The following is a 22,339-nucleotide window of genomic DNA, read 5'->3' on the forward strand; positions in this document are numbered from 1 at the left end:
TTCAGGAGAACGGAACGGTTATGGGAAAGACGGATGCTGCTGCAGCAGAGAACAACAGCCAGACACAACTTCAGGAACAATACCTGAAAGCTATGGATCAGCTTGAGGAAGGACAGCTGGTCGATGGTCATGTCATACAGGTAGACAGTGAGTTTGTGTTTATAGATATTGGCTACAAATCTGAAGGAAAAATACCACTTGCCGAGTTCAAAGTAGCTCCTGTTATAGGTGATATCGTTTCTGTCGTACTCGTTAAGAGAGAAGGCAAAAACGGAGAAATAGTAGTCTCAAAGAAAAAAGCCGATGCTAAAGTCATGTGGAAAGAACTCCGCGATGCCTTTCAGGATCATAAAACAGTTAAAGGTAAAGTAGCTAAATCCATCAAGGGTGGATTTGAAGTAGACCTCGGTATTGAAGTTAGGGCTTTTATTCCTATTTCAAAAATGGATCTTCATAGAATCGAAGAGCCCGAAGAATATGTCGGACTTGAATCAGAATTCTATATTGAAAGACTCTATAACGATAAAAAGGTCAATATCGTTTTATCCAGAAGAGAACTTCTGGAAGAAACACTCAGTGCCGCAAAAAAAGATTTTTTTGCCAAAACTTCCATCAATGACGAAGTTACCGGAACAGTTAAAAGCTTTACATCATTCGGTGCTTTTATCGATCTGGGTGGATTTGACGGTCTGCTTCATATCAACGATATGAGCTGGGGTCATGTAAACAGACCCAAGGATTATGTAAAGAAGGGTCAGGAGATCAAACTTAAGGTCATCCGACTGGAAGCTGAAGATGAAAAAATCAATCTCTCCCTCAAGCACTTCACTCAGGACCCCTGGTCCACATTTGAAGATCGTTACCAGGTAGAGGATGTTGTTAAGGGTAAAGTTACCAAATTGACCGATTTCGGAGCCTTCATTGAAATTGAGGAAGGAATCGAAGGTCTTGCTCATATTTCTGAGCTGTCATGGGTGAAACGAATTAAACACCCCAAGGAAATCATGAATATCGGCGACGAAGTTGAAGCCATGATCCTTGGATATGATATCCACGAAGGAAGAATTTCCCTCGGAATGAAGCAGACTCTCCCCAATCCCTGGAATGAGATGGAAGCTAAATACCCTGTAGGTATGAAAATGACCAGAGAGATCAAGAAAGTTACCAATGCCGGTGCTTTTGTTGAACTGGAAGAGGGAATCGACGGTTTCCTCCACGTTGATGATCTGTCCTGGACTAAAAAAATTAAGAATCCTTCTTCAATGCTGAAGGAAGGTGAAGAAATTGAGGTAATAATTACCAATGTAGATACAGAAGCACACAGAATCAGACTGGGAGTTAAACAACTCTCTAATGATCCCTGGGCAGAGCTGCTGAAACTTCACCCCAAGGGAAGCATTATTGAGGGAGAAATTTCTAATATTACTGATTTTGGGCTGTTCGTTAAGGTTCCGGGTGAAATCGAAGGTCTTATTCACAAGAACAATCTGAGTGAAGACAGAGAAGCTGATGCTGATGAGCTGCTTGGTAAATACAAAGTAGGTGAAAAGATTTCTGCTTCTGTTATCGAGCTGCAGCCCGGTAAACAGAAACTTTCTCTTTCTGTCAAGGAAATGAAAATCCGTGAACAGAAGAAGGAAATATCCAAGTATATCCACGAAGATGACGGTGGCGATTCCACTTTCACCCTTGCGGATATGCTTAAGGATAAAGAAAGCTGATCATTCAGCCTTATGTTTGCTGACAAAGTTGATCGAAAGAGACTGGATACTCTCATTGAAATCAATAATTTAATTAATTCCAATTATACAGATATACGGACTCTGATGACCCATATTCTTGAATCATCGACTCGCCTCACCGGAGGCGAGTCTTCTTCTCTTCTTCTCCTGGATTCCGAAACAGATCTGCTTTATTTTGAAATTGCTCTGGGAACCAAGAGTGAAGATGTAAAGAAATTTACCGTTAAAATGGGTGAGGGTATCGCCGGCTGGGTTGCCCAGAACAATACCTCCCTTATAGTAAATGATGTTGAAGATGACCCCCGGTTTTTCTCTGAAATAGATAAGGATGTTGGATATAAAACCACTTCAATACTGGCTGTTCCTCTCCGAATGAAAGATCATTGTGTGGGTGTTATAGAAGTCATCAATAAGAAGAATGAGAGAAAATTTACCGAAGAGGACCTTGAGTGGCTTGAGGTTTTTACCAACCAGGCTTCCCTGGCCTATCAGAACGCCCAGTCTTTTAAGAAAGTAAAGGATGAGCTGTTCAGACTGCAGGATAGAGTTGAGTCTAATTCGGGTTTTCATAAGATGATTTTTCAGAGCAGTGAAATAGATGCTTTGCTTAAAATCACCGATAAAATATCCCAGTCCGACTCGCCCGTACTTATTACAGGCGAAAGCGGTGTAGGAAAGGAACTTTTTGCAGAACAGGTTCATCTGAGAAGCCCGCGCAGTTCTGATACTTTTGTCAGGCTTAACTGTGCGGCTATTCCAGAAGAACTCCTTGAGAGTGAACTCTTCGGGCATGTAAAAGGTGCTTTTACGGATGCTTCAAATGAGAGGATCGGACGATTCTCTCTAGCTGACGGCGGAACAATCTTTCTTGATGAAATCGGAGAGATAAGTCTGGCTGTTCAGGCTAAGCTGCTCAGAGTTCTTCAGAACAGACAGTTTGAAGCTCTGGGATCTTCAGATACCATAACCGTGGATGTAAGAATTATTGCAGCTACAAACAGGAATCTGGAAAGTATGGTTGAAAAGGGAAGTTTCAGAGAGGATCTGTATTACAGACTCAATGTACTTCCTGTAAGAATACCCGCCCTCCGGGACCGGGTTGATGATATTCCTGTTCTTTGTGACTATTTTTTGAGTAAATATTTTGCAAGGAATAGAAAAGATGCTAAAGGACTGACAGCAGAGGCTCAGGAAATACTCTTGAGCTATAGCTGGCCCGGCAATGTCCGGGAGCTTGAAAATGTTATTGAAAGAGCTGTCATTGTTTCAAAGGGTTCCTCCATTGAAATAGATGATCTTCTCCTTGGTAGGGATAAGGAAAAAACTCTTAGCGGATATAAGGGGAAATCTCTTAAAGAGTCTGTTAATATTTTCAAGAAAAGTTATATAAAAAGAGTACTCGCCAGCTGTGAAAACAATCAGACTGAAGCAGCAGCAAAATTGGGTATTCAGAGAACTTATCTATCCAGATTAATAAAAGATTTGGATATTAAAGTATAGAATATCAGCTCTGGGACCAGAGGAAACAGAAGGAGAATAAAGTTTTGAGCGTTGAAAAAGAAACTGAAATGACAGGTGCTGAAAAAGCAGCAACAATGTTGAAGGTAAATAAAAAATATTTTGTAATGGCAGGTATTGCACTTGTGCTTATCCTGGTTGCGATCGGTGCAGCTGAGTTTTTTAGTTCACAGAAAGAAGAAAAGTCTGTTCTTGCGGCAGAGGATATTGAATCCGAACTTCAGGATTATCTGGCAGCCGCAGAAGATGACAAGGCTGCTGCTAAAGAAGAGATTATGGTTCTTGTTGAAAAAGCAAAAGCTGATTACCCCGGTCTCTATGCAGAAATGAGAGCTCTTAATACTGAGTCATTGATTTTAGCAGATGAAGAAAAATGGTCAGATGCTGCAGCTGGTTTTACAGCTGTTGCCGATTCTTTTTCTGAAAGCTATCTGGCTCCTGTTGCCCTGATCAATGCTTCTGCAATGAAAGAAGAAGAGGGTGACAATGCAGCAGCCTCAGCTCTGCTTGAAAGAGTACTTGCTGAATACAAGGATGTATCTGCTGATATACCCGAGGTTCTTTTCAATCTGGGTCGTCTCAGTGAATCCATGTCTGAAACACAGAAGGCCTTGGATTTTTATGGTCAGATCAGCAATGATTATTCCAGTTCCAGTTGGACTAACCTTGCCAAAAGCCGTATAATTGCTTTAAAAGCCGGTAGTTGATTTTTAAGACTGCATAGGCTGATATAATACCGGGATTTTTTAAATCAATCCCGGTAGCAATAGGAGCACTCTATGGCGCAGGATGGAAAAAACCGAATGAAGATACTGAATGTTAAATATTTCAGTCTTATATTAGGTATGGTTTTTTTCTTTGTTTTCTGGGGTATTTCCTCTTATACCACCATATTTTCCCATATGGAGTTCAAACTCCTGGATCTTCACTTTAATCTTAAGACTGTTTTTGAGCAGACTAGAATCCAGGAAGGGGTTACCATTGAAAAAAGAAACCCCGATATCTCCCCGGATATTCTTATTCTGGGAATCGATTTCAATACATTAAATGCCTTTGGGCGTTTTCCTTTCCCCCGATACCGACATGCCAACCTTATTGATGCTTTTTCCAGAATAAAAGATCAGTCACAGCGTGAATCCGCTATCTTCCTTGATATCTTCTTTATAGAACCGGCAGACAATGCCGCCAATGATGTTATCCTCACCGAAGCTATGCAGAATAATGGAAAAGTCTTTATCGAGACGGTACTCAACAGAGCTCCCATGGCAGCGGATGAATCAGAAGAATTTTTTGCCAGACAGCAGGAGCTCTATGATCGTTATGGTGAGATAAAAAAAGTAGAGGGTGACACTACAGCAGTTGTAGAGTATTACGGGTTACAATCACCTCTGAAACCTTATGGCCGTTCAACTTTCGGATATGGCCATGCAAACTTTTACGATGACTATGACAAAAGATACAGACGGCAGCAGCTTATTGCCAAATCCAGTGTTTTACTGGATTCATACAGAGTTGATGATCTGGACAGCAGCTTTGAAGTAAATCTTGACAACTATGAGCGTCTTGTGTGGACCGATAAAGAGGGCCTGCCTCACGATGTTGTGTATCCTCTCACAGATAAAAACCTTACGCAGCTTAAAAAAGAGCTTGAGGAAAAATCGGCTCCCAGAATCGTTGATACCGATAAAGATGGAGAACCGGATGATTCATTTTATGTGATCAATCACTATAAAGATCATTTTGTACCTTCAATTACTCTTGCCCTGGCTGTGAATTATTTCAACAAATCTCTTGATGACCTGGAAGTTGTTCTGGGTGATCATATAACTATTCCCAATATTCAGTATTTTGATACTGAGGAGGCTCAGTGGGGACCTTACAGTATAGTTGAAGAGTATCCAGAGCTTGATGAAGACGGAAATGTCGTTAAAAACGGTACAACCCGATATGTGACAGATATAAAGATTCCCATAGATGAGCGTGGACAGATGCTTATTAACTTTATGGGCATGAGGTCTAATTCTTCACGTGGCGGATATCAGACATATCCTGTACGCTCTTATTCAGGGTATGCATCACGTGTGCCGGGAATGGACCCATCCGGCTGGCCCAGGACAAAGGCTGTGGGTAATAAAATCCTGATGGTAGGTGCCTTTGCTCAGGGTATTGCAGATGACGAGAAAACAACTCCCTACGGGCTGATGTACGGTGTGGAGATCCATGCCAATGCTCTGAATACAATCCTGATGGATAATTTTCTTCATGAACTGCCGGAGTGGGGGAATGTACTGATTCTTTTCTTCTCGGTGATGCTCATTGCCTTGATCACTTCCCGCATGGGTCCCGGATGGTCACTGCTTCTTACAATCTTTCTGATCTTTGCTCAGTTTATTGCCATTTCAATACTTTTCGAGTTCAAAAACCTGATGATTCACTTTTCAACACCGGGTATCGCAAGTTTCTTTATCTATATTGTTGTGGTTCTGTACCGAGTTATTATGGAAGAGTCCGACAAAAAGCGTATTAAAGTCATGTTCGGTAAGTATGTTAGTCCTCTGGTTGTAGAGCAAATGATGGAAAAACCACCTGAACTGGGTGGTATAGACAATGATACGACTATTTTCTTTTCAGATATCAGGAGTTTTACGACTCTCTCCGAGACTATGAGTCCTCAGGAGCTGGTTGCATTACTGAATGAGTATTTAACGGCAATGACGGACTGTCTGATAGATTACAGAGGTACTCTGGACAAGTATATCGGCGATGCCATCATGTGTTTCTGGGGAGCTCCGATTCCTCAGGAGGATCATGCTCTTCTGGCCTGTAAATGCGCACTGAGACAGATGGAAATTCTGGAGGAGCTTAATAAAAACTGGCCTCCCGAAAAGCAGATTCATATCGGAACCGGCCTTAACTCCGGGATCTCAACAGTCGGTAATATGGGTAGTGAAGGGCGGATGAACTACACAGTCATGGGTGACAATGTAAACCTGGCATCCCGTCTGGAAGGTATCAATAAGCAGTATTACACAAGTATTGTTATCAGCGAGTCCACCTATCTCAAAGTTAAAGACAAGGGTGCCGTTTGCCGTGAGCTTGATGATATCAGGGTAAAAGGAAAGAAAAAACCTGTCAGAATTTATGAGCTTGTCGGATTTGAGGGTGGGCTTGAAGTCGAATAATAAATATCTGACTAAATTCTTTTTTTATGCTTTTCTCACTCTGATATTAAGCGGATGCGGGCTGCCGGTTTATGAGGCTCTTGATCCGCCGACTGTTGCTTTTTTAAGTTCAGGTGTGAATTCTGTAGCCTTTACCTCTGATGATGATGAGCTGATTGACGGTTATGTAATCTATTATAAAGTATATTATGCGGATGATACTCTTATTCGTACTGAAGAGAAGCAATTTGATCCTACAACTTATGAGAATAATGATCTTGATGAAATACCTTCAGGCAAAACACTTCCGGAGAAGCTTGGTTTTTATAAGATTGGATTCAGATCCAGGACAAACAGAACTGATCCACAGATTCCTGTTTCAGTCGGCGGGAGTACGGTGATTATTGATTTCACAAATTCATCGCCTCAAATTTTTGGAAGCGATCCTACTATATATGTAGATAATACTGATATGAACCCAGATTTTGGAATCCCTGCAAGAAGTGTTGTTTACAGCGATGCGGGTTCAGCGTTTCCAAACTATGTGAATGATCATACCTTTAAGCGCTTTGTAAGAAATTATGAATACGGCAGCAGCTATAAGGATGCTGATATAAGTCAGGCTCTATCCAGGGGCGGTTCCGATATTGCAACGATTGATATTGCATTTGTTGCCTACAGTTATGGAATAAGCAATACAACACTTGAGCCTTTGTCGAGTATTCCGGTATATCTGGGAACTGTACGCCAGACTTCAATGTCTGATAATAATCCGAACACTCCGGATAATGGTTAATTAAAAAACAGGAGATTCCATGCTTGGATCATTTAAACTGAACTTTATCCTTTTATATATTATCTGCGGATTTGCTGTGGCATATTTCGGTGTCTATATAATGAAGCGACATTACCTTGGAAGAATCTGGGGAGCCATAATTATTTCTGTGATCGGCTCATTTCTGGGAGCTCTTCTGAGTTCAGTATTTTTAAACAGCAGCATGAGTATCTTTAATATTACATCCGCTTTAATAATGGGAACACTTTCACTTTACGTGTTTGGTAAGGCAAGTAAGTACCACCACGACTGATTTCAAAAAAGGTATTAACTTCTGATAATATATATTCTGTCTACTTAAGAATATACCAATTCTTTATACTATAAGGAAATAATAATATGGATAATGATAAAATAAAAAACAGCTTTGAAGAGCTTTGTAATATTATAGAGAATCTACGTGCGCCCGGGGGTTGCCCCTGGGACAGAAAACAGACTGCTCATACTCTATCGGGTGATATGATTGAAGAAGTCTATGAAGCTGTTGATGCAATCAGAGAAAATGATGATGAACATCTTAAAGAGGAACTGGGAGATGTATATCTTCTGGTTACAATGATCTCCTATATTAAACAGCAGGAAGGTGCTTTTCAGATATCAGATGTACTGGATGGAATAAGTGAAAAACTGATCAGGCGTCATCCACATGTCTTCTCAGATGCTCAGGCTGATAATCCTGAAGAAGTGAAAGTACTGTGGGAAGATATAAAAGTAAATGTTGAAGGCCGTGCTGCTAAAAAATCAATTCTGGATAAAATCAGCAAAGGACTCCCTCCTCTGGAAAGAGCCTATAAAATTCAGAAGAAAGCTGCCAAGGCAGGATTCGACTGGCCGGATATTTCCGGTGTCTGGGATAAGGTTCATGAGGAAATTGAAGAAGTCAGAGAGGTAAAAGAAGGTGACAGAGAACATCTTATGGAAGAGATCGGTGACTTGCTTTTTTCTGTAGTGAATATTGCGCGCTATATGGATATTGATCCTGCTGAAGCTATGCACCGCTGCAATAAAAAATTCATCAGCCGTTTCTCCTATGTTGAAGAAAACATGAAAGAGAAACAGCTGGAGATGAATTTTGATAATTTTGAAACTATGGATCAGCTCTGGGATGAATCAAAGCTGAAATAATCAGAGATTTTATTTTTAATATTGAGGGCAAGAAGTTTCTTTCTGGTGATAATCCATTCATTCAAAGGTTCTTCTTCTCTGAACTCTTTCAGAAATTTAATAATATTATTCATTTTCTTATTGGCAAAAACAGCCTTTACATGAATATGATCTTCCTCAAGGGTAAAAATATAATCACCACCTACTCCCAATTCTTCAGCTTTTTCTTTAAACAGCTCTATCGTAGACTCTGCAAGAAGTGATTTGTCAGCTGGTTGAAGAGTATATTCCGAACCAGCATAGAGACCCATAAGAGTTCTCTTTTTTCTATTTTTATCCTGCTGCAGTGGATAGTATTTAACTGTCTCAAAAGAAAAGCCTTCAGGAAGATTTGAATTCAGCAATTTAATGAGATCTTCAATCACCATCTCCGGTTTCTTCGGCATCTCTACACCCATGATTTCTTCAGTTCCATAAACCCCGAGGCTGAGAGGATGGGCAAATTCCATCCTGGGTTTTGGGTTATAGCCATGAGTAAAATTGATTTCAATTCCACTGCACTGAAAAGCTCTCTCAAAAACACGAAGAGTATCTAAATGTCCAAGGAATATGGCCTGATCTTTTTTAGAAAATCCGAAAACAGCTTTTACTGAGTGTTCGCCCAGATCATGACTCTCAAGTTTTTCTGTTTCAACAACAGGAGCAATCTCCGGGAATTCAAAGGGCTCAGGAGTACGTACAGTTAAGTTCTTATTACATACACCGCAGGGATTTTCACAGTCATCCTTACAGGGCTCTGTCATCTCACATGCTTGTGATTTACTGTTTTCTTTTGAAAGAAAACCTGTTGATACTCTCAGAGAGACCGAATCCCAGGGTAGGGGTTCACCCTCCCCTTTCTCACGGCATATCTCCTTTTCTACATCCCAGTCACACTCTGAAATGACTTCCTGCCATAGTGATCTGTCATGGTATTCATCCCAGGCATCAAAACGGGCACCTTTTTTAAATGCACTCTCCAGGATTGCACCTGCCCGGCTGTCACCTCTGCAGAGAATGCCTTCGATAAAAGATGAATAAGGAGAATGAAATCCGACTTTGATGTTTTTACCTCTCAAGCCGTCGCGTAAATTTATGATTTCGTTCATTCCTTCCTGATCATTAAACTGCTTGACCCTTTCGTAGGGTGTATGAGGTTTAGGAATGAAAATACCGGCATTAATATTAAATTTCATGCCTGATTCTTTCTGCAGTTCCAGCATAAAGTCTACGATTGCCTGACTCTCACTGACTCCGCCGGTATCTACGGGGAGTCCAAGCATAAAGTAAAACTTTGCCAGTTTCCAACCTTTGCTTTTAGCTTCTTTCAGGAGTGAAAGTATACGATCCCGGGATACGTCTTTATTCAGTCCCTTCTGACCGGCTGATTCCGGGGTCTCCACAGCAAAGGTAAGACTGCTTTTACGTACAGTAGACAGTTCTGACAGCAATCCCAGGTTAAGTGAATTAACACGCAGTGAAGGAAGCTGAAATGATATATTTCTGGATTGGTAGAGTGTATTCAGGTGTTCCACAAGGGGAAGAAGGCCTACATAATCCCCTGAAGAGAGAGAAGAAAGAGTAATATTTCTGAATCCGCAGTTGGACACAAGATGTTCTGCTTCTTTCAGAATATGGTTTACATCCTTCTGTCTGAAGGGTCTGTAGAAATAACCTGCATGGCAGAAGCGGCAGCCGTTGGGGCAACCCCTCATTATTTCTATGACACCATGTTCCTGAACCGTAGCAAGTGAGGCAATAGGAAGATTTGAACGAGGCTCACTCCCCTGTCCGAATTCATTATATAAAGCTCTTACAGTTTTTTCCTTTTTATCGGGCCACCAATAGGCCGAATCTTTTCTGATTACAGCTTCCAGATCCTCTTTGCTGCCACCTTTTACAGCAGTTTCGGCAAGTTCTTCAGCATAGTTATTGATGAAGTGCTCCCCTTCTCCTATATAGACATAATCTACAAAGTCGCTGAAGGCTGCAGGGTTTGTAGCCGCAGGTCCTCCTGCAACAATAATTGGATGTTCAGGGCCTCTATCCTTTCTATGAAGAGGAATCTGTCCCAGATCAAGAATATTGAGAAGATTTGTCAGGGTCAGTTCATATCCTATTGAAAAGGCCAGGATATGAAGTTCTGACAAAGGAATCCCTGTTTCCAGGGTAAAAAGAGGGATATTTTTATTGCGAAGAACTTCTTCAAAATCCTGTGCGGGTGCAAAAACCCTCTCACACTGAATTCCATTTACTGCATTGTAGCGGTTATAGAGTATTCTGATAGCCTGATTTGACATCCCGATTTCATACATATCGGGAAAAGATATGGCCATTTTAAGGGGCTCGGGAGTCCTGTACTGAATACTGCCCAGTTCTCCACCCGTATAACGGGCCGGTTTGCTGACCTGAAGCAGTTCTCTGCCCAAGTCCTTATATGCGATGATGTTTGACATTAGTTTACGTTTTTATATCGCCTGTGATATACGCTGAGTAATATTCCTATTCCCAGCATTGTCGTCCAGAGCGATGATCCTCCATAAGATAGAAATACCAGAGGAATACCTGTAATCGGCATTATACCGATGGCCATTCCTATGTTAATCATGAAGTGAAAGAATATCATTCCTACAATGCCGGCCGCAATGAGTGAACCGAATAAATCCTGTGATTTAAGTATTATATTTATACAGCGCCAGAATATGAGCACAAATAGAACTATGATAAGCAGATTACCCATAAAACCGATCTCTTCGGATATTATTGAGAATATGAAGTCAGTACTCTGTTCGGGAAGATAACGGTAGTGTGACTGAGTTCCCTGGAGGTATCCCTTGCCGAAAGCCCCGCCCGATCCTACGGCGGTAACCGACTGAATTATATTCCATCCGGAGCCTCTGGGGTCAACCTGTGGGTCCAGGAACACAATCAGACGCATCACCTGATACTCTTTTAATATTTTTCTTGCAAAAAAAGAGAAAAAATAGGATAGACCTGTAATCGAAAAAATTGCAGAGAGATAATAGAAATACGATCTTCTTGTAAACAGATAACCCAGCACTGATATAATGGCCACAGCAGCAAGAGTGAGACTTATAACAGTCATAATATTCTGCTCAGTAAAAAGAATTACTGAATTACCCGTTGTCTTTGCCATATACATCAGGTAAAACGGGAGCATTGAGAAGAAAATTGTTAAAAGTCCGGTGGCAGTAAGCATTATTATATATCTTGCCCTGCCCCCTGCGATAAACATCATAATGAGAAATACAGGTATAAATACCATGGCTGTTCCGAGGTCCGGCTGCATTAGAATGAGTCCCATGGGGAGACATACAATGATAAAACCGATGATGAAAACCTGCAGAGTATCGATTGATTTCCTGTTATTCTCCAGATATAGACTCAAAAAAAGAATTGTAACCAGCTTTGAAAGCTCAGAGGGTTGAATTCCGAGAGAACCTATGCCCAACCAGGATTTAGATCCGTTTACGACCTGGCCGAAACCAGCAGTCAATAAAAGTATAAGCAGCATAAACAGATAGAGCCAGAAAGCAATATTCTTAAGTATCCGGTAATCCATAAAAGATACCGTCAGGAGGATAATGTTTCCACTTATAACCCATACTATCTGTTTTATGTATTCATCACTGACAACGGTACCATTTGAATTTACACCGCTGGAGTATATAAAGAAAACGCCTATTACCATAAGGACCTGAATAGAGGCAAAAAGGATAAAATCAAAACCGAATATGGAGGACATGTTCAATTTAATCTTCAAGTTCACCCTCCAGGACGATATCTCTTGTGTACCAGACTCCCCGTTTTCTCAGTGCTTTAATGGTTTCTTCATAATTAGTATTTCCAAAAATACCCTGGTAGATGATATCGGCAGCCTTGGGTGCCCACCATTCCCATTCATTTGATGCTTCGATCATGGTTACCACTACAATTTTATCTGCGTCATTATTTTCGGTCCAGGGGCCGTAAGATGCAAACCAGGAGTGCCAGTTTGACTTGCTTCCAACCTCTCCGGTACCCGTCTTACCAGCTATTTTAACCTGATCATTGAGAATAACAACTTCTGATGTTCCATCTGCAATGACTCCCCTTAAATAGTCTCTGAGAGTATGCAGAATCTGGGGACTTACGGTTGTATTTCTCAGAACTTCAGGAGCAATCTCTTCAACCACGGTTCTGTTTGTATTATTCACAATTTTTTTAAGAATATGAGGTTTGTATATTTCTCCCTCTTCATTAACAATGCCTGCTATTACATTGGCCAGCTGAAGAGCTGTCAGAGAGACAAATCCCTGTCCAATAGAGGCATTTAGTGTATCTCCCGGCGTCCAGTAGCTGTTGTAGGTTTTTTCTTTCCATGCGGGAGTCGGGATATTTCCCTGTACCTCTCCCTGCAGGTCAATACCTGTTATTACTCCTAATCCGAAGGCATGTGCATATTCAGATATCTTTGCAATCCCCAGATTTTCCACACCGATAGTACCGAAGTATATATTGCATGATTCAGCCAGGGCTTCCTTGAGGTTCAGTTTCCCATGACCCGTCTTTTTATGACAGAGAAATGTCCTGTTGCCCAGCTCCATATGACCTTTACAGTCAATAAGCCGATTGGGATTGAAGTCTTTATCCTCCAGAGCGGCTGCGGTAAGTAGAATCTTAAATGTTGACGCAGGTGCATAAGAGGACTGTATGGCTCTGTTCAGAAAGGGGAAATCAGGGTTCAGAGAGAGAGAACCAAAACTGTTTGGACCTTTCTGATTAAAGAGATTGGGATTGAATCCCGGATAGGATACAAGTGCCAGAACCTCACCGGTATCGGGTTTAAGAACCACAACAGATCCTTTTCTGGGGCCAAGAGCTTTTTCTGCAAGGTCTTGAATATGCCTGTCTATGGTTAAAACCAGGTCATAACCATTTTCAGGGAGCTGTATATTCCCCTCTTTAGTCATCTGTCTTCCACGGACATCCACAGTATTATAAATACGACCGTTTTTTCCCCTGAGAATGTGGTCATACTGTTTTTCAATTCCGTTTTTACCCAACACATCTCGCAGGGAGTAACCGCGGTTATAGAGGACCTGCAGCTCTTCATTTGTTATGTTTCCCACATATCCGAGAACATGAGCGATTGAACCTGTAATGTTATAGTAGCGTTTCGGTTTACTGCTCCAGCTGATACCCGGGAATTCTTCAATATTTTCTGCAATGATAGTTATTTTCTCAAATGAAACACCTTCTGCGATCTCAGAAGCCACATAGGAAGAAAATCTGGAACCGGGAAATTTCCTTTTCAGATCTTCTTCTGAAACATCCAGAATCTCAGAAAGCTTAGCCAGCATTTCAGGTAAATATTCCTCATCTCCATAGGCGGGTGTGTAGTTAACAGCAAAGGAGTCAACGTTCATTGCCAGAGGGACATCAGAATATCGGTCGAATATACGGCCTCTCTGGGCAGGAATTATATTTGATCTCTGTGATACTTCCTGAGCCTTTTTTTCATAGATTAGATTATCCACAATCTGCAGATTAAAGAGTTTATAAATATAGATAATTATAATAATAAGAAAAATCGCACTGAGCAGATAGACTCTGCCATTGCTGATATGTTTTCTGGATTTCATAAATTAAAGGGTCTTCCTTTCCTTGAGAACTCTGTCAAATAGAAAACGGAGAAGCAGAAAGAGAAAAGGAGCCAGAAGAGCATTCATCAGGAGTTCAAAACCGAAGGAACTGCTGATAAAGATACTTCCGGAATACTGAATATTGAAAACAGAAAGAATCAGATAGGATAAAGCTCCCTTGACTATTGTAGCCAGAGAAACAGAGAGTACAGGAAAAAGGATGGGGTCTATATTCAGTCTTTCATGGAACAGGCCGGCAAACTGCCCCAAGATCATACGGATAAGGCTATTAAATCCCAAAGGGGATAAACTTAGAAAATCTTCCATCAGTCCTGTTGTAAATCCGCTCATCTGTCCTGATAAAGAACCGTATCGTATTGAGACATATACAAGAATGATCAGTGTGGTATCCGGCATTCCGAAGCTCAGGCTGAAATATCGGGACAATGTTGTCTTCAGAAGAACAGAGATAAGCATAAGTGTGAAAATTATCATATTTTTTTTCATCTGATTTGCTCCTTGTCCTCGGTCAGAACAAATACATATTCCAGCTTACCAAAATCAATTGTCGGGAAAACTTCGATTTCAAGGGAGGTGTTATATTCTCTTGAAGTGATACTTTTTACTTTCCCGATAGATATTCCTCCAGGATAAAGAGACTGCATTCCTGATGTAATTACCCTGTCATCGATATTGATCTGGGTTAATGCTGTTTTCTTTACATAATTCATTATGAGATGATTCTCAGAATCACCCAATCCGGCAATCAGTCCTTCAAAACGGGAGTACTGAAAACGGGCTGCTACAAAACTTGTACTATTGTAGATAGGGATAACCTGGGATGAATTAATACCGGTTTCAATAATTTTACCTACAAGACCTATAACACCGTTCTGATAAGACGTGACAGGCATACCTTTCACTATGCCGTCTTTAGATCCCTTATTTATGATAAACGAGGAAAAAAGGCTTACGGGGTCCTTGGCAATGATGCGGGCATTTATATGATCAATTTCAAGTGCTCTGGAAAACCCCAGATGTTCCCTGAGAAGTTCATTTTCTCTGTTTACTTCTTCAAAATTCCGATCCATCTGTTCATAAGCAGTAAGTTTGTTAAGAGTTGAATCATACTCCTCTTTCAGGTTTTTCAGTTCATTAATAGAGTTAACAGTACCTGAAAACCAGGTAACTGTATTATTTATCCCTTCCTGAAAAATAGAGAGAAAGCTCATCCCCAGTGATTTTGGGGATACGAGCATTGAGTTTGTTGAAAAGATGAGTATGACTACGTTGATTATGATGAGAACCAGAAATGATGGTATTCCCCAGAATCTGCTGCTTTGCTGATTATGAGCCATTTACCACCGCTTAAGAGTTCAGAGTGTCGTAGATGCTGCGACTGTTGCTTGCACCCTTGGCGTAATCAAAGTACATCCCAGCACCAAGAGCCACACAGAGAAGAGGATTTTCCGCAAGAATTACGGGTACTCCCGTCTCTTTTGAAAGCAGTTTAGGTAATCCCTTGAGAGCAGATCCGCCTCCAGTCATAACAATTCCTCTTTCCACAATGTCAGCAGCAAGCTCAGGAGGTGTCTGACCCAGAGTCCTCTTAACTTCTTCAACGATAGCATTGATAGGCTCCTGAAGAGCCTCTCTGACCTCTACTGAGTCTATTTCAAGTCTACGGGGAAGTCCAGTGATGGCATCGGTTCCCTTTATTTCCATTTTTTCAATTTTATTATCAGGTGCAGCGTTTCCAATATTGATTTTTAATCGTTCAGCAGTCTGTTCTCCAATAATAAGGTTGTGAACAGAGCGTACATGTTTGATTATTGCGATATCAAAGGCGTCTCCCGCGAGTCTGATGGCGTTGGAAACAACCATACCACCCAGTGATATCACAGATATTTCTGTAGTTCCGCCACCGATATCGCAGACCATATGTCCTGCAGGTTCGAAAATGGGAATATCGGCTCCGATGGCAGCAGCAAGAGATTCTTCAATAATCTTAACTTCTCTGGCACCGGCCTTGAATGCGCTCTCTTCAACGGCTCTCCGTTCAACTTCTGTAATACAGGAAGGAACACCGATAACCATTCTGGGTTTTATAAGCCAGCGTTTGGGGAGAACCTTGGAAATAAAGTAGCGGAGCATCTTTTCTGTAGTTTCAAGATCTGCAATTACTCCGTCTCTCAGAGGGCGAATGGCGACGATATCTCCTGGAGTTTTCCAGAGCATCCTCTTAGCCTCAGTACCGACGGCAACTACTTTTTTAGTTCCCCTTTCAATGGCAACTACTGAAGGTTCGCTGATGACGATCCCCTTTCCTCTGACATAGATTAATGTATTACATGTACCGAGATCGATACCTATATCAGTTGAGAATCCGCCAAATAATTTATTAGAACGAGCCATAATTCCTCCAGAAGCTGCTGTCATTTTTTTAATTTCAGGGTTTATGCCCTATCAGTTATATAATCTGAGCCGGGCACCTCGGTGTTCCGGTTCAATTCTCAATGTCTGATGCCAATAGTCCCGTGCAGATTTTCTATCCTGGTTGAAATAACTGATTTCTCCAAGCAGGAAGTAGGCTTCTGCATTTTTCGGGTCCAGATCTGTAAGGGTGATGAGGGTTTCCTCAGCCTTTGACAGATTTTTTATATCATAATAGAGTTTTCCCAGTTGAAAAAGCCCCTTTTTTCGTAAAGATTCATCTCTTGTTCTATCAATCAGAATAGAATAGTATTCTGCGGCTTTATCATACTCCCTGAATTTGAATGAATCCTCGGCAATTTTAAGATAAAGCCTGTCGGACTGAAACTTTTCAAGGGCAGTTTCGTAATAAATAATACTCTGATCATAATCACCCAGATAGGAGTATGCTTCTCCTAGAAATTCGTAACTGTCCTGGTTCTCATATCCCTCATCTATTGCTTTATTCAGGTATTTTATTGCCAGATCGGCATAAAATTTGCCCTTATAAAGATATGATTTCCCCAGTATATAATATACCAGCTCTTTTTTGGGGATATCCTCAAGGATAAGTGCTTTTCTAAGGTTAAGGATTGCTTCATTGAGGTAAAAATCAATTTCATCGACAGAAATCTGGGAAATTGCCATATGATAGCCGGCAAAACCGGAAAAAATGAGGCTGTATGCATCCATAGGATAAACAGTCAGATTCTCTTCTGTCAGATCAAGTATGGATTTGTAATCCTGGAGATTCCAGAGACGGACAAGGTTCAGGTCGGTAGGCTGAGTCTTCAATTGGCTGTTAAAAAAGAAGGAGCCTCTTATAATACCCCAGGCTGCCAATGAAATCAGCAGTACTGTGAGAAACAGGGGAACGATTAAGTTCCTGCCGGATTTTCTACTCTTTTTAAACACATATTCCCCAAAAATAAAAAAACAGGTCGGTAAGCCGGGTTCTGTCGACGGACTGCCATCTATCTGATCTCCGAATTGCTTCGGATCTTCAGCAATCTACCCGCAGGCTTTAGGCGAGAAACCCGGCCTGCTGCTTGATCTTGCTCCTGATGAGGTTTGTCATGCCTCCTCCGTTACCGGAGGAGCGGTGGGCTCTTACCCCGCCATTTCACCCTTACCCGCTGATAAATCAGAAGGCGGTATATTTTCTGCGACACTTTCTGTCATTCCCGAAGGAACGCCCGGGCATTACCCGGCATCACTCTCTATGGAGCCCGGACTTTCCTCTGCCGGGAGAACCCGGCAGCGGCAGTCTGACCTGTTAGTTTTTTTTAATTAATCCAGATCGAAATCATCAACCAGGTCTGATAATCCACCCACTTCCTGAGCAGTAAAGACCTCTTCGGATTTCATATCTTCTTCCGAATCACTGTGGAAGAGAATACGGCTGCAGTATGGGCAGAAAAGAATTTCTTCACCCTTACGTACATCATTTACAAACTGACCCGGGAGGATCATATGACAACCGGTACAAATACCGTTTAAGACAGGAACAATACCGAGACCGGATTTGTTTCTGATTATTCTTTCAAACTTGAAGAGGATTTCTTCATTCATTCCGGGAGTCACTTTTGCTTCTTCTGACTCAAGGGATTGTAGAATTTCTTCTTTGCTTTGTTTCTCATTGTCATTTTTAGCCTGTTCGACCTTGAGTTCTTCTTCCTGCTGGGAGATCATCTGCTCTTCCCGCTGCAGGCTGTTGAGCATATCTTCAAGGGCTCTTTCTTCCCTCTGAATATCTCTTCTGTATTTCTGTTCTTTTTCGGTAGCATCCTTGATCTCTTTCTCAAGGGCTTCGTACTCTCTCTGTGTAGAGATAACATCCATACGTTTTTCGAATTCCTCACGGAGTCTTTCGGCTTCACCCATCTCATGCTTAAGAACCTTGATGCGTTCTTTAGTGTTCTCATAAGCCTGGTTCTTCTCAATGTAAGACTTTTTCAGTCTGTTGAGAAGTTCAGTTTTAGTGGCGAGATTTTTTGGAATCCCTTCGATTTCCTGTTCAATCTCAAATTTCTGCGACAGAATTTCCTGCAATTTCTGTAACTTGTCAAATGTTCCCTGCATGCTTATCTATTCCTTTTAAAACCCTGATATTAATTTTCCAGATAATCTTTCAGACGGCGGCTTCGTTTAGGATGCCTCAATCTTCGGAGGGCTTTAGCCTCAATCTGACGAATTCTTTCTCTAGTTACATTAAAATACAACCCTACTTCCTCGAGAGTCAATGAGTAGCCGTCTTCCAGACCGAATCTCATCTTAAGAACTTCCTGTTCCCTGGGAGGCAGAGTCTCAAGAACTTCCTGAAGCTGCTCCTGAAGAATCTTGAAAGCAGTCTGGTTTGCAGGATTTTCTACATCCTTGTCCTCAATGAAGTCACCCAGAAGTGAATCCTCTTCTTCTCCGATAGGTGTTTCCAGTGAGATCGGCTCTCTGGCAACATTCTTTACAGATTTAACACGGGCTACGGTCCATCCCAGTCTTTCTGCAATTTCCTCATCGGTGGGTTCGCGTCCCTTGATCTGCATAAGCTGTCTGGATTCACGGACAACCTTGTTTATCTGCTCAATCATATGTACTGGAACACGAATGGTTCTGGCCTGATCCGAAATTGAACGGGTAATTGCCTGACGAATCCACCATGTAGCGTAGGTTGAGAATTTGTATCCCTTACGGTATTCAAACTTTTCAACTGCTTTGATGAGTCCGATATTTCCTTCCTGAACAAGATCAAAAAAGTGGAGCCCCCGGTTGGTATATTTTTTTGCAATACTTACAACCAGTCTCAGGTTGGCCTTGATCAGACGGTCCTTGGCATTTTTCATCATAGTCCGACCGTGATTGATATCCTGTGCCTTGACAATCAAATCATCTGCAACATTCTCAAATTCAACTTCCAGATCATGCAGATTTTTTTCAGCAACCTGTACCTGTCTGATAAGTTCTTTTATCTCATCACTGCTGAGTCCTAATAATTCTTCAATTTCGACTCTCTTGGTTCTGCTTGCAAGTCCTCTACCCAGGTGTCGGACCTCTTTCATGTTTGTTACACGGAGAGTCCTTTCAATTTTATCCTGTTTACGGCGGTTCTGTTTAATCCTTTTTGCTGCATCGATATATTTCTCAGAAAGATAAAAAATCTCTTCCTGATGAATATCTATATTGATAATAGCCTCAAGGAGATCTGCACGTTTTGAAACAAGCTTTTTATCCGAAATTACATCACCGTCGGTAGCTGCAATTTTAGCTTTCTGATCCATATAGGCTTTCAGTGAGGGAAAGATCGATTTCAGTGGTTCTCTATAATACTGATTAAGTCTTCTCTTTTCGGCAAGATAATCGGAAATTTCTTTCTTGGAGAAATTCATTTCACGGGGATCCGCCTTGGAGAAGGCCTTCTGTGCCAGTTTATAGAATTCCGGAATTATCATTCCTGAGGTCTTGAGGATATTCTTAATTATTTCCTCACCCTCTTCCATCTGTTTGGAGAGTTCTACTTCCTGCAGGGCAGTCAGAAGATTTTCCTTACCTATCTCTCTTAAATAGAGGCGAATAGGATCATCTATGGAAGAATCCTTTTCATTGAAAACAAGTTTCCTTGAATCCTTTTTTTTGCTGGGTAATACTTCAGCTTCCAAATCGGGATCTTCATCGAGTTCAAGTTCTTCTTCGTCTATAATTCCATCGCCATCCGCATGCTCGACAGATTTTCCAGTGTCCGCATCATCAGCAATTACCGATGCACCCGCATCAACTATGATTGGAGTATCATCCAGATCATCCAAATCAACTAAATCATCCTCCAGATCTTCTTCCAGATCTTCTTCAGGATTTTCAAGAACGGGTCCATCTTCAAGTATATTTATTTTCATTTCTTCTAAAAGAGAAATAACAGCTTCGATTTTTTCCGAATTCACAATGTCATCGGGAAGCAGTTCATTCATCTCGCTGTAAGTGAGACTTTTTTTAGTTTTTACATACTCTAGTAATTTACTTATTGCGGGGTCAGTTTTAATCTCTGACATTATTCCCTCACCTTCAATTCTTCTATTTCTTTATCCAGATTCTGTTTTTCTATTATCAATTCATTCACCAATTCCCAGGAGCTGTCTTCCTTTGATACCTGACTCATGATACGGTTGATTTCTCTGCTTCTATTCTGCAGATTTCTCCTTCTTAATAAAAGGAGCGTTTTGTCTATCAACTCACTCGTATTTTCATCCAGTTCTCCAGTAGAAATCTTTTCCATGATTATTCTTTTAACAGAATCATCAGAAATTCCGGCTAATAAACTTTCGGTGCTGCTCTCATTATTTTTTTCACAATCAATAAGGACGTTGTATAAAAGTATGGCCCTCTCATCCTGAAAGTCAAATTCACCTGTGTACTGCTTTACAATTTCTGCAAATTCCCGATGAAGAGCCGCTGTCATAACCAGTAGCAGTTCATCTGTCATCTTTTGCTCCTGAATTCGAGGTTGTGGTTTATTCACTACTTTCCTGGAAAAATTGCTCCTCTGTCGGTTAAGCTCAAATAGAAGCGATTTGCTTTCTATTCCAAGTTTTTCCGCCAAGGTACCAAGACATAAATCCCTCTTAATTTCAGATGCAATTGATTCAATATATGGAAATAATTCTTTTACTGCCTGTTCCTTGCCCTCCGGTGTAGAGATGTCATAAGACACCATTGCCAAATCTAACAGATATTCGAATAGATTTACAGGGGATTTTAACATTTTTTTTAATGTTTCTGCCCCTTCCTTTTCAAGAATTTCTGCAGGATCGCTTTTTTCAGGTAATTTTATGACCTTTACCGGCAATTCCAGACGCTCAAATACTATACCGGCCTTATATGTTGCCTTCTGACCCGCACTATCGCTGTCAAATAGAATGAAACCCTGATCGCTGTATCTTTTAAGAAGCCGGGACTGATCATCCGTAAAGGCAGTTCCCAGGGGAGCCATGGCAGACTCAATTCCGGCCTGATGAAGAGCAACTACATCTACATTTCCTTCGCAGAGGTAAAAGGTCTTGGATTTTCTTAGTTCATCACGGCTCTGCCAAAGTCCGTAGAGGAGTTTGCTTTTGTTGTAAAGAGCCGTCTCCGGAGAGTTGATGTATTTGGGTGCCTTGGGATCATTCTTCTTCATGGTTCTGCCGCTGAAGGCGACAACTTCTCCTCTGTTCGAGAATATTGGAAACATGAGTCTGTCCGAGAATAGTGACCAGGAGGCATATTTTTTAGAGAAAAGTCCTGAACTTGCCAGAAAATCATCCGAATAGTTTCTATTTTTAAGAAAGCTGTAGAGCCATTTAGGATCATCCGGGGCATATCCAAGCTGGAAGCGTTCGATAGTGTCCTTATGAATTCCACGGTCTGCAAGATACTGTCTGACAGGAGCTGCCTGATCATTGTTCATCAGGATATAATGAAAGCTGCCTGAAGCTCTTTTATACAGATCCTTGAGAGAGTTTCTCTGAATGACTTCTTCCTGAGATTCTGCAGCATCTTCAGGAAGAGGAACTCCTGCCTTTTCAGCTGCAAAGCGTACTGCCTCAATAAAGCTGAGACCTTCCACTTCCATGATGAAGTTAAAGAGGCTGCCTCCTTTGTGGCAGCCAAAGCAATAGTACATGCCCTGCTCCGGTCTTACTGAGAAGGAAGGTGTCTTTTCATTATGAAAGGGGCAACAACCCCAGTAGCGGTCACCCTTGCGTTTTAGAGTTGAGTATTCTCCTACGATACCGAGAATATCAGTTTTTTCCTTGATCTCTTCGATCAACAGCTCAGGTATTCTCATGGACATAC

General features: G+C 41.3%; 17 protein-coding genes and 1 other RNA gene. 7 read left to right on the forward strand and 11 right to left on the reverse strand.

Annotated features, from left to right (window positions below; genetic code table 11):
* Window positions 1–20: 20 nt before the first annotated feature.
* From rpsA to mazG, 7 genes are all read left to right on the forward strand, one after another.
* Window positions 21–1,721: a 30S ribosomal protein S1 gene (gene rpsA, locus DV872_RS10555; RefSeq protein ID WP_114629896.1), complete on the forward strand. Its 1,701-nt coding sequence runs from the start codon at window positions 21–23 to the stop codon at window positions 1,719–1,721.
* A gap of 12 nt (window positions 1,722–1,733) precedes the next feature.
* Window positions 1,734–3,242, forward strand: coding sequence for a sigma 54-interacting transcriptional regulator (locus tag DV872_RS10560; protein ID WP_114629897.1), 1,509 nt, complete (start codon window positions 1,734–1,736; stop codon window positions 3,240–3,242).
* A gap of 44 nt (window positions 3,243–3,286) precedes the next feature.
* A complete protein-coding gene (locus DV872_RS10565; protein ID WP_114629898.1) occupies window positions 3,287–3,967 on the forward strand; it encodes a tol-pal system YbgF family protein in 681 nt (226 codons plus the stop codon).
* A gap of 72 nt (window positions 3,968–4,039) precedes the next feature.
* The gene (locus tag DV872_RS10570; protein ID WP_114629899.1) at window positions 4,040–6,442 is read left to right on the forward strand and encodes an adenylate/guanylate cyclase domain-containing protein; all 2,403 of its coding nucleotides are present in this window, start codon (window positions 4,040–4,042) and stop codon (window positions 6,440–6,442) included.
* A complete protein-coding gene (locus tag DV872_RS10575) occupies window positions 6,429–7,217 on the forward strand; it encodes a hypothetical protein (protein ID WP_114629900.1) in 789 nt (262 codons plus the stop codon). The genes DV872_RS10570 and DV872_RS10575 overlap by 14 nt, the downstream gene beginning before the upstream one ends.
* Before the next feature lie 19 nt (window positions 7,218–7,236).
* On the forward strand, window positions 7,237–7,509 hold the full coding sequence (locus tag DV872_RS10580) for a hypothetical protein (RefSeq protein WP_114629901.1): 273 nt from the start codon (window positions 7,237–7,239) through the stop codon (window positions 7,507–7,509).
* Between the two features lie 86 nt (window positions 7,510–7,595).
* Window positions 7,596–8,381 (forward strand): nucleoside triphosphate pyrophosphohydrolase, encoded by a 786-nt coding sequence (gene mazG, locus DV872_RS10585; RefSeq protein WP_114629902.1) that lies wholly within the window; start codon window positions 7,596–7,598, stop codon window positions 8,379–8,381.
* On the opposite strand, the gene DV872_RS10590 is transcribed toward mazG, so the two are convergent.
* From DV872_RS10590 to dnaG, 11 genes are all read right to left on the reverse strand, one after another.
* A complete protein-coding gene (locus DV872_RS10590; protein WP_114629903.1) occupies window positions 8,351–10,855 on the reverse strand; it encodes a TIGR03960 family B12-binding radical SAM protein in 2,505 nt (834 codons plus the stop codon). The two genes, mazG and DV872_RS10590, sit on opposite strands and share 31 nt — an antisense overlap.
* Window positions 10,855–12,183, reverse strand: a complete 1,329-nt coding sequence (rodA, locus tag DV872_RS10595) for a rod shape-determining protein RodA (RefSeq protein ID WP_230391523.1) — start codon at window positions 12,181–12,183, stop codon at window positions 10,855–10,857. The genes DV872_RS10590 and rodA overlap by 1 nt, the downstream gene beginning before the upstream one ends.
* Window positions 12,173–14,044: a penicillin-binding protein 2 gene (gene mrdA / locus DV872_RS10600; protein ID WP_114629904.1), complete on the reverse strand. Its 1,872-nt coding sequence runs from the start codon at window positions 14,042–14,044 to the stop codon at window positions 12,173–12,175. Before mrdA ends, rodA begins: the two co-directional genes overlap by 11 nt.
* Window positions 14,045–14,047: 3 nt before the next feature.
* Window positions 14,048–14,551 (reverse strand): rod shape-determining protein MreD, encoded by a 504-nt coding sequence (gene mreD / locus DV872_RS10605; RefSeq protein ID WP_114629905.1) that lies wholly within the window; start codon window positions 14,549–14,551, stop codon window positions 14,048–14,050.
* Window positions 14,548–15,402, reverse strand: coding sequence for a rod shape-determining protein MreC (mreC, locus tag DV872_RS10610; protein ID WP_114629906.1), 855 nt, complete (start codon window positions 15,400–15,402; stop codon window positions 14,548–14,550). The genes mreD and mreC overlap by 4 nt, the downstream gene beginning before the upstream one ends.
* A 10-nt stretch (window positions 15,403–15,412) precedes the next feature.
* Window positions 15,413–16,459 (reverse strand): rod shape-determining protein, encoded by a 1,047-nt coding sequence (locus DV872_RS10615; RefSeq protein ID WP_114629907.1) that lies wholly within the window; start codon window positions 16,457–16,459, stop codon window positions 15,413–15,415.
* A 51-nt stretch (window positions 16,460–16,510) separates the two neighbouring features.
* Entirely contained in the window at window positions 16,511–17,431 is a 921-nt protein-coding gene (locus DV872_RS26390; protein WP_147283151.1) for a lipopolysaccharide assembly protein LapB, read from the reverse strand.
* A gap of 14 nt (window positions 17,432–17,445) precedes the next feature.
* An RNA gene (rnpB, locus tag DV872_RS10625) (RNase P RNA component class A) lies at window positions 17,446–17,796 on the reverse strand.
* Between the two features lie 10 nt (window positions 17,797–17,806).
* The gene (locus DV872_RS10630; RefSeq protein ID WP_114629908.1) at window positions 17,807–18,598 is read right to left on the reverse strand and encodes a zinc ribbon domain-containing protein; all 792 of its coding nucleotides are present in this window, start codon (window positions 18,596–18,598) and stop codon (window positions 17,807–17,809) included.
* A 29-nt stretch (window positions 18,599–18,627) separates the two neighbouring features.
* Window positions 18,628–20,556, reverse strand: a complete 1,929-nt coding sequence (gene rpoD, locus DV872_RS10635) for an RNA polymerase sigma factor RpoD (protein WP_114629909.1) — start codon at window positions 20,554–20,556, stop codon at window positions 18,628–18,630.
* Complete coding sequence (gene dnaG / locus DV872_RS10640; protein WP_114629910.1) at window positions 20,556–22,337, reverse strand: DNA primase; 1,782 nt, start codon at window positions 22,335–22,337, stop codon at window positions 20,556–20,558. The genes rpoD and dnaG overlap by 1 nt, the downstream gene beginning before the upstream one ends.
* Between the last annotated feature and the right edge of the window lie 2 nt (window positions 22,338–22,339).

Origin of the sequence: Oceanispirochaeta sp. M1 (assembly GCF_003346715.1) — a bacterium.
Classification (GTDB): Bacteria; Spirochaetota; Spirochaetia; order DSM-2461; family DSM-2461; genus Oceanispirochaeta.

Coding starts and splice junctions, on each gene's coding strand:
- DV872_RS10630 (WP_114629908.1), bottom strand. CDS start 18,598: ATGCAGGGAACATTTGACAAGTTACAGAAATTGCAGGAAATTCTGTCG.
- DV872_RS10615 (WP_114629907.1), bottom strand. CDS start 16,459: ATGGCTCGTTCTAATAAATTATTTGGCGGATTCTCAACTGATATAGGT.
- DV872_RS10570 (WP_114629899.1), top strand. CDS start 4,040: ATGGCGCAGGATGGAAAAAACCGAATGAAGATACTGAATGTTAAATAT.
- mrdA (WP_114629904.1), bottom strand. CDS start 14,044: ATGAAATCCAGAAAACATATCAGCAATGGCAGAGTCTATCTGCTCAGT.
- mazG (WP_114629902.1), top strand. CDS start 7,596: ATGGATAATGATAAAATAAAAAACAGCTTTGAAGAGCTTTGTAATATT.
- rpsA (WP_114629896.1), top strand. CDS start 21: ATGGGAAAGACGGATGCTGCTGCAGCAGAGAACAACAGCCAGACACAA.
- DV872_RS10590 (WP_114629903.1), bottom strand. CDS start 10,855: ATGTCAAACATCATCGCATATAAGGACTTGGGCAGAGAACTGCTTCAG.
- dnaG (WP_114629910.1), bottom strand. CDS start 22,337: ATGTCCATGAGAATACCTGAGCTGTTGATCGAAGAGATCAAGGAAAAA.
- mreC (WP_114629906.1), bottom strand. CDS start 15,402: ATGGCTCATAATCAGCAAAGCAGCAGATTCTGGGGAATACCATCATTT.
- rpoD (WP_114629909.1), bottom strand. CDS start 20,556: ATGTCAGAGATTAAAACTGACCCCGCAATAAGTAAATTACTAGAGTAT.
- DV872_RS10560 (WP_114629897.1), top strand. CDS start 1,734: ATGTTTGCTGACAAAGTTGATCGAAAGAGACTGGATACTCTCATTGAA.
- DV872_RS10580 (WP_114629901.1), top strand. CDS start 7,237: ATGCTTGGATCATTTAAACTGAACTTTATCCTTTTATATATTATCTGC.
- mreD (WP_114629905.1), bottom strand. CDS start 14,551: ATGAAAAAAAATATGATAATTTTCACACTTATGCTTATCTCTGTTCTT.